The sequence below is a fragment of the Parabacteroides sp. CT06 genome (genome assembly GCF_002257605.1).
Classification (GTDB): domain Bacteria; phylum Bacteroidota; class Bacteroidia; order Bacteroidales; family Tannerellaceae; genus Parabacteroides; species Parabacteroides distasonis.
Genome location: NZ_CP022754.1, coordinates 5,241,733 through 5,254,420, shown reverse-complemented (window position 1 = coordinate 5,254,420; position 12,688 = coordinate 5,241,733). Strand labels below are relative to the sequence as shown.

General features: G+C 48.4%; 10 protein-coding genes. All 10 read left to right on the top strand.

Annotation, left to right across the window (positions count from 1 at the left end):
• The first annotated feature begins 1 nt into the window (after window position 1).
• Window positions 2-3,037, top strand: coding sequence for an efflux RND transporter permease subunit (locus tag CI960_RS22655; RefSeq protein ID WP_005859844.1), 3,036 nt, complete (start codon window positions 2-4; stop codon window positions 3,035-3,037).
• An 11-nt stretch (window positions 3,038-3,048) separates the two neighbouring features.
• Complete coding sequence (locus CI960_RS22650) at window positions 3,049-4,392, top strand: TolC family protein (RefSeq protein ID WP_005859846.1); 1,344 nt, start codon at window positions 3,049-3,051, stop codon at window positions 4,390-4,392.
• A gap of 200 nt (window positions 4,393-4,592) precedes the next feature.
• Entirely contained in the window at window positions 4,593-5,384 is a 792-nt protein-coding gene (locus CI960_RS22645; RefSeq protein WP_036629095.1) for an O-methyltransferase, read from the top strand.
• 19 nt (window positions 5,385-5,403) lie between these two features.
• Entirely contained in the window at window positions 5,404-5,967 is a 564-nt protein-coding gene (locus tag CI960_RS22640) for a cob(I)yrinic acid a,c-diamide adenosyltransferase (RefSeq protein WP_005859850.1), read from the top strand.
• Between the two features lie 71 nt (window positions 5,968-6,038).
• Window positions 6,039-6,260 carry a DUF2795 domain-containing protein gene (locus CI960_RS22635; protein ID WP_005633363.1) on the top strand — a complete coding sequence of 74 codons (222 nt, stop codon included), beginning with the start codon at window positions 6,039-6,041 and terminating at the stop codon, window positions 6,258-6,260.
• Window positions 6,261-6,407: 147 nt separating this feature from the next.
• Window positions 6,408-7,355 carry a type IX secretion system membrane protein PorP/SprF gene (locus CI960_RS22630; protein ID WP_008777736.1) on the top strand — a complete coding sequence of 316 codons (948 nt, stop codon included), beginning with the start codon at window positions 6,408-6,410 and terminating at the stop codon, window positions 7,353-7,355.
• A 3-nt stretch (window positions 7,356-7,358) separates the two neighbouring features.
• A complete protein-coding gene (locus CI960_RS22625; RefSeq protein WP_005859855.1) occupies window positions 7,359-8,786 on the top strand; it encodes an SUMF1/EgtB/PvdO family nonheme iron enzyme in 1,428 nt (475 codons plus the stop codon).
• 51 nt (window positions 8,787-8,837) lie between these two features.
• On the top strand, window positions 8,838-9,929 hold the full coding sequence (gene gldL, locus CI960_RS22620) for a gliding motility protein GldL (RefSeq protein WP_227211229.1): 1,092 nt from the start codon (window positions 8,838-8,840) through the stop codon (window positions 9,927-9,929).
• Between the two features lie 6 nt (window positions 9,930-9,935).
• Window positions 9,936-11,504 carry a gliding motility protein GldM gene (gldM, locus tag CI960_RS22615; RefSeq protein WP_005859860.1) on the top strand — a complete coding sequence of 523 codons (1,569 nt, stop codon included), beginning with the start codon at window positions 9,936-9,938 and terminating at the stop codon, window positions 11,502-11,504.
• A gap of 10 nt (window positions 11,505-11,514) precedes the next feature.
• The gene (gene gldN, locus CI960_RS22610; protein WP_005859862.1) at window positions 11,515-12,606 is read left to right on the top strand and encodes a gliding motility protein GldN; all 1,092 of its coding nucleotides are present in this window, start codon (window positions 11,515-11,517) and stop codon (window positions 12,604-12,606) included.
• The last annotated feature ends 82 nt before the right edge of the window (window positions 12,607-12,688 follow it).

Here is a 12,688-nt window from a genome sequence, read left to right as displayed (position 1 = left end):
GATGGCAAATATTTCAGAAACCAGTATAAACCGGCCCGTACTCTCGACAGTGATGATGCTGGTCATCCTCCTGTTCGGCTTTATCGGTTACCGGTTCCTTGGCGTCCGGGAGTTCCCGAGCGTAGACCAGCCGATTATCTCGGTCAACGTATCTTATCCCGGAGCGAACGCCGACGTGATCATGAACCAGATCACCGAGCCGTTAGAACAGAATATCAACGGTATCCCGGGTATCCGTTCATTGAGTAGCGTGAGTAGCCAAGGCAGCAGCCGCATCACGGTAGAGTTTGAGTTGTCCGTGGATATGGAAACGGCGGCGAACGATGTACGTGATAAAGTATCTCGTGCCCAACGCTACCTTCCCCGCGACTGCGACCCGCCTACGGTATCGAAAGCGGATGCCGATGCCTCCCCGATCATGCAGATCGCCATCCGAAGCAACAAACGCTCGTTGATGGAGTTGAGCGAGATCGCCGAGCTAACGGTGAAAGAGCGTTTGCAGACCATCGAGAACGTGAGTGGCGTGGATATCTGGGGACAAAAACGGTATTCCATGCGTCTATGGCTGGACCCAATCAAGATGGCGGGTTACGGAGTGACCCCGATGGACGTGAAAAACGCCGTCGATAACGAGAACGTGGAGCTTCCTTCCGGTAGTATCGAGGGAAATACGATCTCCTTATCCATACGTACCTTAGGATTGATGCATACCGCCAAGGAGTTCAACGATTTAATCATCAAGGAAGACAACAACAATATCGTACGCTTCAGTGATGTCGGACGTGCGGAGGTAGCTCCCGAGGACTTGCGGAGCTTACTGAAGAAGAACGGCGAGCCAATGGTTATGACCGTTATCATCCCCCAACCGGGAGCCAACCATATCGAGATCGCCGACGAAGCCTACAAGCGTATCGAGCAATTACAAAAAGACCTGCCGGAAGATGTCACGATCGAGATGATGTATGACAACACCCGCTTTATCCGGGCCTCTATCGGCGAGGTACAACAGACGATCTACGAGGCTTTCCTCTTGGTCGTATTGATTATCTTCTTGTTCCTCCGCGACTGGCGGGTCACGCTGGTTCCTGTCGTCGTTATCCCCGTATCGTTGGTAGGAGCTTTCTTCGTGATGTATATCTCCGGATTCTCCGTCAACGTATTGACGATGTTGGCGGTCGTGCTCTCGGTCGGTCTGGTGGTAGACGACGCGATCGTGGTGGCGGAGAATATATATGTACGTATCGAGCAAGGCATGTCACCGAAAGAGGCGGGTATCGAAGGATCGAAAGAGATCTTCTTCGCCGTGGTATCTACCACGATCACCCTGATCTCCGTATTCTTGCCGATCGTGTTTATGGAAGGTATGACGGGGCGCTTATTCAAGGAGTTCAGTATCGTGATCGCCGGTTCGGTCGCTATCTCCTCGTTCGTGGCCCTTACGTTTACACCGATGTTGGCTACCAAGCTATTGAAGAGGAGAGAGAAGAAAAACTGGTTCTATCGGAAGACCGAGCCGTTCTTCGAGGGATTGAACACGATCTACGCCAAGTCGTTGAACGCATTCTTGAACCATAAGATATGGTCGATCCCTATCGTTATCCTTCTTTTCGGATCGATCGGGTACTTCTGGAAGAACATTCGTTCCGAGTTATCGCCTTTGGAGGACCGTTCCATGATCTCCGTGAATATGCGCGGGCCGGAAGGGGCTACCTTCGAGTTTATCCGCGACTACGCGGACCGTATCGAGCAAATAGCCGACTCCATCGCTCCCGAGAAGCAATCCATCATGACCCGCTCGTGGGAAGGAGGAGGTTCGCTAAACCTCATATTAAGCGATATCAAGGAACGGGAACGCTCGCAAATGGAGATCGCCGAGACCTTGTCGAAAGAAGTCCGCAAAGAGACCTTGGCCCGCGCCTTCGTACAACAGCAATCCACCTTCGGCGGACGCCGGGGCGGTATGCCTATCCAATACGTATTGCAGGCCCCGACCTTGGATAAACTGCAAGAGTTCCTGCCCACGTTTATGCAAAAGGTGAACGAGAGCCCGGTCTTCCAGATGGCGGACGTGAACTTGCGCTTCACCAAGCCGGAGGCACGTATCGAGATCGACCGGGATAAGGCTTCCTTATTGGGCGTCAGCACCCGCAACATCGCCCAGACCTTGCAATATGCGTTGAGCGGACAGCGTATGGGCTACTTCTATATGAATGGTAAGCAATACCAGATATTGGGCGAGATCAACCGCCAGCAACGAAATACCCCTGTCGATTTAAAATCGATCTATGTACGTAGTAACAATGGGGAAATGATCCAGTTGGATAACTTGGTTAAGGTTACGGAAAACGTGGCGCCGCCCCAATTGTATCGCTATAACCGTTTCGTATCAGCGACGGTTTCCAGTGGATTGAATAAAGGATACACGATCGGCGATGGTCTGGACGAGATGGACCGTATCGCCTCGGAGGTGCTGGATGGTAGCTTCCGCACCGCTCTTTCCGGCGAGTCGAAAGAGTTCCGTGAGAGTTCTTCCAGTTTGATGTTCGCCATGATCTTGGCCTTGCTGATGATTTATTTGGTGTTGGCCGCCCAGTTCGAGAGTTTCAAGGATCCGTTGGTAGTGATGTTCACCGTACCTTTGGCTATCGCCGGTGCGCTGATGTTCATGAGCTATTCGGGTATCACGATGAATATATTCAGCCAGATCGGTATCATTATGTTGATTGGTTTGGTGGCGAAGAACGGTATCTTGATCGTAGAGTTCGCCAATCAGCGGCAAGAGTCGGGACTTAGTTTGCCGGAAGCGATCCGCTCGTCCGCGACCCAGCGTCTGCGCCCGATCTTGATGACTAGCGTATCCACCATCCTCGGTTTGGTGCCATTGGTATACGCTACGGGCGAGGGTGCCCAAGGGCGTATCGCCATGGGTGTAGCGGTAGTAGGCGGAATGTTGGTATCGACCTTCTTGACCCTGTTTATCGTACCGGCCATGTATTCGTTTATATCCACCAACCGAAAAAAGAACATTACTGAATAATAAATAAACACATGAATAAGTACCTATATACATTACTATTGGCCTTCTCTTCCCTCTTTATGGCGGAGGCGCAGCAACTATTCGATCTGAAACGGTGTATCGAAACCGGATTAGAGCAGAACTACTCCATCCGTATCATTCGTAACGAGCAACAGATCAGCGACAATAACGCCACCCCGGGAAACGCCGGTTATCTGCCTACCGTAGATATGAGCGGTGGATTCAGCGGAAATATCAATAACAACCGTAACAGCCTGCAAGACGGATCGATCGAGAAGGCGAATGGTATAAACAGCGAGACGGGCAACGTCGGACTAAACGTTAACTGGACGGTTTTCGACGGTTTCGGTATCCAAGCCGAATACTCTCGCTTGAAAGAATTACAGCGAATGGGGGAATTGAACACCCGCATGACCATCGAGGATTTCGTAGCCAACCTTTCCAGCGAGTACTACAACCTGATCCGGCAGAAAATCCGTTTGCGTAACCTCCGTTCCACCTTGGATCTTTCCAAGGAGCGTTTACGGATCGTGGAAGAACGGTATTATATCGGCTCCATGTCCCGTCTGGACTTGCAACAGGCTCAAGTGGACTTCAACTCGGATAGCTCCAAGGTATTAAACCAATTGGAGGTCGTGCATACCTCCCGTATCCGCCTGAACGAGTTAATGGCATTAAATAATGTGGAGGAGGAAATCCAGATCAAGGACTCCTTGATCTACCCGAACCCGTTCCTCGACGAGGTAGATCTATGGAAGAATACCCTCGAAGCCAACGCCTCGCTCCTGATCGCCCAAAAGAACCAGACGTTGTCTCAGCTTGATTATAAAAAGGTAAAAAGCCGCTATTATCCCTATGTCAAGCTAAACGCAGGCTACGGCTACACGGCAAACTGGACGGAAGTAGGCAATTACGACCTCCAACAACGGCTGGGGCTTAATTACGGCGTGACCATCGGTATGAGCCTCTTCGACGGTTTCAACCGGAAACGTGAGCAACGCAACGCCCGCATCCAAATCGAGAACCAGCAATTGCGCATCCAAGAACTGGAACTTGCCCTGCGTGCGGACATGAGCAACTTCTGGATGGCCTATAAAAACAACCTCGACCTATGGAGCCTAGAGAAAGAGAACCTCGTAGCCGCCCAAGAGAACTACCGGATTGCCATCGACCGCTATAAACTCGGCGAGTTGTCTGGTATCGAATTGCGTGAGGCACAAAACAGTCTGCTGGAAGCGGAGGAGCGTCTTTCCGTGGCGGAATACTCCACCAAGATCTGTGAGATCTCGCTGCTTCAGTTAAGCGGACAGATATTAACCTATATCCGCCCCGAGCCGGAGAAAGCCAGTTTCTAGGATAAAGGCCAATGCCACGCCTATGGCACGACTGTGCCACTGCGATGGCACGCTGGTGCCACCGTTATGGCACGGGTGTGCCATCCGCATGGCACAAGTCATTATAACCCCGTTTAATGACTAGAGGCTTATGCTAATTGCGTTTTTTTATGTAAGTTCGCGGTAAATGGCAAGGTCTCATTGCCCAATGACAAAAAGAAATGCAAATACTACCAAAGGTTAATACATTACGAAAAGGATCGCTCTTGTACCGCAGCATCCGTTACCGTAAAGGATTCGGAGTACATTCGCCTTTCGTTTTTAACCTCATCACGAAGGTCATCGAGGAAAAATGCTCTTATTATAGTTTCTATGATATAGAGCTTTTACGTAAGCAGTTATTATTCAAGGAAGGAGAGATCACCTATCCAGACCGGCAGAACAAAGGGAAACGAAAGACCCGTTCCATCAGCGAGATCGTAAAACGGGAATCCATCCGGCCCAAGCATGGCGCCTTATTATTCCGTTTGGCAAACTATTTCAAGTCCAAGAATATCCTCCAGATAGGAACCACGATGGGGTTGTCTACCTTATATCTAACCTCCTATGCCACGGGATTGAAATGTATCGCCTTGGAAAATGTACCGGAATTCGCCACGATTGCCCGTCAAGCATTCGCTAAAGAGGGACGTAATCCCGTCGATTTGCGTATCGGTAATTATAAGGACTTGCTTCCCCAAGCCTTAAATGACATAAATAGCTTAGATTTTGTTTTTTTCAACACTTTATATGAACAACATAACAACCTCTGGCTGTTTAATGAATGTATGAAATACGCGCACAACGATACGGTATTCGTTTTTGAGGGAATCAAGGCGAGCCGTAAGATGCGTGAACTTTGGGAAGAGATCTGCGCATGTCCGGAAGTGACGGTCACCTTAGATCTTTACTCGCTAGGGATTGTCTTATTCAACAAGAAATTGCACAAACGAGATTATATTGTTTATTTTTAGGATTCAAAACAAGTCAGATATGAAGAAGAGTATTATCTATACCAGAACAGGCGATAAAGGAACCACTTCACTGGTAGGTGGACAACGCGTGTCGAAAGCGCACGATCGGATCGAGAGCTATGGCACCGTAGATGAGCTGAACTCCTTTATCGGATTATTAATCACGGCCTTGAATGATGAGAAAGATACTGATTTCTTATCATTCATCCAGCATAAGCTATTCACGATCGGTTCTTACCTAGCCACGGATCAAGCGACCACGGAATTGAAAATCGAGAGCAAGGTAACGCCCGAGAGCATCGAGCGTATCGAGCGGGAGATAGACCGTCTGGATAACGAGCTGCCGAAAATGCACGCGTTCATCCTACCGGGAGGATGCCGCTCGGCCGCCCTCGCACACGTTTGCCGCACCGTTTGCCGTCGTGCCGAGCGACAAATCTATCGCTTGGCCGAGAATTGCCCCGTTGAGGAGCCTGTATTGATATTTATGAACCGTTTATCGGATTATTTCTTCGTTCTGGCACGAAAAGAATGCATAAATAATAACGGTAAAGAAATTATTTGGGATTATACTTGCGTATAATAAATAAAGTCATATTTTCGCGGAAAAATAGAGAACCAAATCGCTTCGGCGGTTATTAATACTTGACAGCTATGTATTGGACATTAGAGTTAGCTTCAAAATTGGAAGACGCACCCTGGCCTGCGACTAAGGATGAACTTATTGACTATGCACAACGTTCTGGTGCGCCATTAGAAGTGATTGAGAATTTGCAGGAAATGGAAGATGAAGGCGAGATTTACGAATGCATGGAAGACATCTGGCCGGATTATCCAAGTAAAGAAGACTTCTTCTTCAACGAGGAAGAATACTAGTTCAATTGAGAATTGAAAATTGAAAATTAAGAAATAGAAGAACGAGGTGGCGGACGATCGAGCTCCCCTGCCTCGTTGTTTTTTTGTGAAAATACAATTTATCCGGATTTGCTGCGTTTGTAGTTACAACGTGAAGTGAATGTTTAAATGAGAAGACGTCTTCTTTCGATCTTGATCCTTTTGTGTACTTGTGCGGGAATCGTACGGGCGCAATATGACGCACGCTTAAGTCAATACTTCATGGCGAAACCGTATTATAACCCGGCCGTGGCCGGAGCTACGGAGGACTTGAATATATTGGCTCTCGCCCGCTTGGAAATGATCGGCGTACATGGGGCACCCAAGTCGTTCTTCATTACCGCGGATATGCCACTCGCTTTAGGCAAGACGAATCATGGTGTCGGATTGGTTGTATTTACCGAGGCGATCGGGCTTTTCCAGAATACGCATGTAGGGGCGCAATACGCCTATAAGTATAAATTATTCGGGGGAGTCTTGAGCGGCGGTCTGCAAATCGGCTTAGTCAACCAGTCGTTCGACGGAACCAAGGTGATAAAGGTTGAGTCCGAATACCATCAAGAGACCGACGCCGCCATTCCTGTAGAGCAGGTCAGCGGCATGGGGTTGGATATGAACTTCGGTATTTACTATACCCATAAACGGTTTTACGCCGGGTTTGGCATGACGCATATCACCCAACCGGAGCTTCAACTGGACGAGAACGCCTATACCTATATAGGTCGTTCACTTAATTTAATGGGTGGATACAATATTCAATTAAAGAATCCGTTGATAGAATTACAGCCCTCGGTGTTCTTGCTGACAGACATGCAAAGTTTTCATGCGGATATTACCGCTAGGCTGGAATATAATAAGATGTTTAATGGTGGTTTTTCCTATCGGGTGAATGAATCGGTGGGCATCATGTTCGGCGTAAAGCTAGGTCGTTTCCATGCGGGTTACGCCTTTGATTTCCCGACCACGGCCCTAGGCCGGGCAAGTAGCGGTAGCCACGAGCTATGTGTCAAGTATGCCTTAAAGCTGAACAAGACGAAGACAGGGAAAAATAGACATAAAAGTGTACGTATATTATAGTATATGAAAAAAGTATTATTAGTACTTGTAACGGTAGCCTTGCTTACCTCCTGCGGTAAATCTCTCCGGAGTGCCGGCGGTGAGGTGACAGGTGTCAGATCGGTAGCGTTCAATGAACCTGCGCCGTATGGAATGGTCTTGGTTAAAAGAGGTTCGTTCGAGATGGGTCCCGCCGACAAGGATTCCTTGTGGGGAATCATGCCGGAGACGAAAGGGGTCTCTTTCGATGCGTTCTGGATGGATCAGACAGAGGTAACGAACGCCAAATATCGCCAGTTCGTTTATTATGTGAGAGACTCTATTATCCGTGAACGCTTGGCGGACCCGGCTTATGGAGGCAACGATCTGTTCAAGATCACGGAAGACCGTTACGGGGAACCTGTCACTCCGCATTTGGACTGGAACCGTCCGATTCCTTGGAGACGGGCGAACGAGGATGAGCAACGTGCGATAGAAAGTGTCTATTACACGAATCCCGTTACCGGAGAGAAAGGTTTGGACCCTAAACAAATGATCTATAAATACGAGTGGTACGACTATACCGCCGCCGCCCTCCGCAAGAATCAGTTGAACCCGGCGGACCGGGTTCGTAATACGGATATTCAGGTAGATCCGAACGAGGTAGTCATGATCTCCAAGGACACCGCTTACATCGATGATGAAGGACGTGTAATCAACGAGACGATCACCCGCCCGTTAAGCAGCGAATGGGATTTCTTGAATACCCGTATCGTCAATATCTACCCAGACGAGAATTGCTGGGTGAACGATTTCAAGAATGCGTACAACGAGCCATATACCCGTATGTATTTCTCTCATCCGGGTTACGATGATTATCCCGTAGTCGGTGTTTCTTGGGAACAAGCGACTGCCTTCTGCGTATGGCGTACGAATTTATACAAAGAATCCTTGAGCTTGCCACCGGGACAATTGGTAGAGCCATTCCGTCTTCCGTCCGAAGGAGAATGGGAATATGCCGCCCGTACAGGTAAGAACGAGAATAAGTACCCTTGGTCTACCGACGAGCTTCAAGACAGCAAAGGCTGTTTCTTAGGTAACTTCAAGCCGGGTAAAGGTAATTATACGGAGGATGGCCATTTGATTACGTCTCGTGTAGGCTCTTTCGCCCCGAATGAGTTCGGGTTATACGATATGGCAGGAAACGTGGCGGAATGGACCTCAACGTCTTACTCCGAGTCTGGCCCGAGCCAAATGAGCGACATGAACCCGGATCTGCGTTACAACGCCGCCAAGAACGATCCCTACGCCATGAAAAAGAAAGTAGTGCGAGGAGGTTCTTGGAAAGATGTCTCACAATTTATCCGTTCGGACATGCGTACTTTCGAGTTCCAGAACGAGAGCCGTTCTTACATCGGTTTCCGTTGCGCACGTACCCAAATAGGATTCTCTCGCTCCAAGGGAAAGAAATAAGCGGGAATTATAAATTTAAAGTTTTGAATCATTTAAGACAATAATACGACGATGGGAAAATATAGAAGATATAAAAACAGACTGGAGATGTTCCTCTCCAGCGAAAGAGGAAAACGAGTATTGAACTTCCTGTATAGTTGGGGTGCGTCCATCGTAATCCTCGGTGCGTTATTTAAGTTATTACATATACCATACGCTAACCAAATCTTGTTCGTGGCGATGATCACCGAGTCTATCGTATTCTTTATCTCGGCGTTCGAGCATCCGAACAAGGAATATCATTGGGAAGATGTTTTCCCCGTATTGAAATCAAAGAACCCGATGGATCGTCCGGATTTCACCGGTACGCCGATCTCAACCATGATCAATTCTACGGATAATGTAGAAGACGATGAGATAGCCGGGGGAATAAATATCGGTTCGGTAGCGTCTAAGGCGAACGCGCAAAGAGGTGGTTCCTTGAATATCGCAGGTAATCTGGACGTGACGGAAGAAGATACCAAGAACTTATCCGAGAGCATCAAGAAATTAAGCGGAGCGGCCGAGCAAATTTCCAAGATGGCGGAATTGACGGAAGCTACCCAAAAATATCTGGAGCAATTATCTGGCATGTCTGAGAACATGGAGCGTTTCAGCCAAGTGACTAATTCGCTTACGAACGTATCCGATACACTGTTGAACTCTTATAAGAGTATCACGGATAATTCCGATGGCATCAACCAAAACTCCCGTGGTTACGTACACCAGATGGAACAATTGAACCGTAATGTATCCGGATTGAATACCATCTATGAGATCCAGTTGAAGAGTATCAGTTCGCAGATCGAATCTATCGAACACATCAATAGTGGCTTGAATCGTATCCGTGAGATGTATGACGGATCGGTGGTAGATAGTTCCGTATTCCGTAACGAGACGGAAAAGATGACTCGCCAACTGGCCGAATTGAACCAAGTATACAGTCGTTTATTGCAAGCGATGACCGTGAATATGGGCTACCAACAACCGGCGCAGCCGCAACAACAACCTCAACAACCGATGTATCAGCAGCCACAACAGCCCGGTTACCAACAGCAATATCAGCAACCCTATGGTTACCAACAGCCACAACAGGCTCCGTATACAAACAACCCAATGAAGTAAAGAAATATGGCAGGAATATCAAATAATCCCAATTCTCCCCGTCAGCGGATGATCAACCTGATGTATCTGGTGTTCATCGCCATGATGGCACTGAATGTGTCGTCGGAGGTGCTGGATGGTTTTGAGTTGGTGGAAGGTAGCTTGCGAACCTCTATCGATAACTCCTCCCGCCGAAACAAGATCGTAGCGGACGAGATGGAAGCTTATTACCAAGAGAATCCCCAGAAAGTGGGTGAGTGGGCATTGAAGGCCCGTGAGGTGAAAAGAGCCTCAGATAGCCTCTATACGTATATACAAGATTTAAAGATCCGTATCGCTAAGGTAGCTGATGGCGAGAACGCCAACGTAAACAGCATCGAGCATAAGGATGATTTGGAAGCCGCCTCCCGTGTAATGCTCTCTCCTGTAAGCGGAGAAGGTAAAAAGCTGAGAGCGGAAATTGATAAGTATCGTATCTGGATGGGCGGCTTTATCGAAGATTCGGCGAAGACTGCCGTATTGGAGGCGAACCTAAGCACGACTCCCCCTCATAAAGCGGGGATCAATACCCGTACTTGGGAAGAGGCCTTGTTCGAGAATATGCCGGTAGCGGCGGCTGTTACCCTGTTAACAAAAATGCAAAGTGACGTTCGCTACGCCGAAGGTGAGGTCTTATCGAACTTATTGAATAGCGTAGACGTTGGCGATTACCGTGTGAACCAGATCACGGCGCAGGTAATCCCGGAAAGCCAGATCGTAATGCGAGGAAGCCAGTACAAGGCGAATATCGTATTATCGGCGGTAGACTCTACGAAACGTCCTACGATCTATGTAAACGGAAAAGAATTACCTTACGAGAATAAAGGAGTCTTCACGGTGAATACCGGAGCTGCCGGGACATTCCCGATCAAAGGTTATATCGAGATGCCGAATAGCGACGGCAGCATCATGCGCCGGGATTTCGAGAGCGAGTATTTCGTGACCGAGCCGACAGCTACCGTGGCCCCGACATTGATGAACGTATTATATGCCGGTATCGCCAACCCGATGCGTATCGCCGTCCCGGGTGTACCGAGCGGTAATGTGACAGCTACCATGACGAACGGCACATTAACCCGCAGCAAGGATGGTTGGGAAGCCCGCCCGTCTAAAGTAGGAACGGAAGCCGTGATCACGGTAAACGCTCGTATGGCGGATGGCCGGAACATAGAGATGGCAAAGACTACCTTCCGCGTGCGTGCCCTCCCCGATCCCCTACCTTATATCGAGTATAAGGATCAAAACGGTAACGTCCGTAAGTTCAAGGGAGGTATGATCGCCAAACGTAGCTTGGTAGAGGCTGACGGTATTCTGGCCGCTATCGACGATGATTTGCTAAATGTAAAATATACGGTATTACGTTTTGAGCTGACTTTCTTCGACTCCATGGGTAACGCTATCCCGGAAGTGGCCGAAGGAACCAACTTCTCGCAACGTCAGAAAAACTATATCCGCAATTTAAGTAAGGGTAAACGTTTTTATATCACCCGTGTAGTCGCAAAAGGTCCGGACGGTATCGAACGTACCATACCGACTATCGAAGTAATCGTAAATTAAGATTCGCAGTATGAAACATCTGTATTACATAGCCGCTTTGGCCGCCACTTTTTTAACAGCGATGCCTCTTCACGCGCAAGAAGAAGCAGAGAACGATGCTACGCAGCAACAACAAACGCGTCGCCGTTCACCTCAAGCCAGCCGTGGGGAAAGAAACGATAAGAAAGATACCGGTTTACCCGAACTGACCGTACGGGCCCAAGATATGAACGAGCGTTTGACGCAAGAGATCGGGAACGCTCGCTGGATGCGTATTATCTACCGGCAGGTGGACTTGATGAAAGAACAGAACGCTCCGCTTTATTACCCGACCCGCCCGATGAACGGACAGATGAATCTTTTCTCCGTAATCTTCCAGCTTTTAGGTGAGAACAAGATCAAGGCCTATGAGTATCTGGACGGATACGAGGAGTTTGACGAAGCCCATTTGATCAACTTCAAGGATTTGCTGGATCGCTTCTACATCCTTTATGAGGAGATACCGGGGAGAGCGGGTGAGGAACCGACTTTCGTAATCAATGAAAGCGATATACCTGCAGCCGACGTACGGTCTTACTATGTAAAAGAAGCATGGTATTTCGACCAGAATAATTCCGCTTTTGATGTCAAGATATTGGCGATTTGCCCGATCCTTACCTCTACAGGTGATATGGGAGAGACAACCATGCCTATGTTCTGGCTTCCTTACGAGAATATACGTCCGTATATCAGCAATTCATACATCATGACGTCTAATATGAATAACGCCATGACTTTTACGATGGATGACTATTTCCGTCGCCGGATGTTCGAGGGGGATATCATCAAGACCCAAAACTTGATGAATCTGCCATTGCAGGCGTATTGCCCGACACCGGATTCCTTAAAGAACGAGCAAGCTCGTATCGAAGGTCAATTAACCGGCTTTGAGAAATCACTCTGGTATCAACCGGATACGACTCAAGTAGCGGTAGACAGCAAAGCCGCAAAGAAAGCAGCCAAGAGAAGTGCCCGGAAAGACAAAGGCTCCACCAAGGAGGCCGCTCCAGAGAAAGCTGCTAAAGTAAAAGCACCGAAAGCAGAGAAATCCGCCCCTGTGCGCAGTGTACGACGCAGAAGATAAAAAGAAGCACATATACCTGTCATAGAGTAGAATCTATGATAGCAAAGAGAGCCTAATCTATGATAGGAAAGAGAACCTCGTC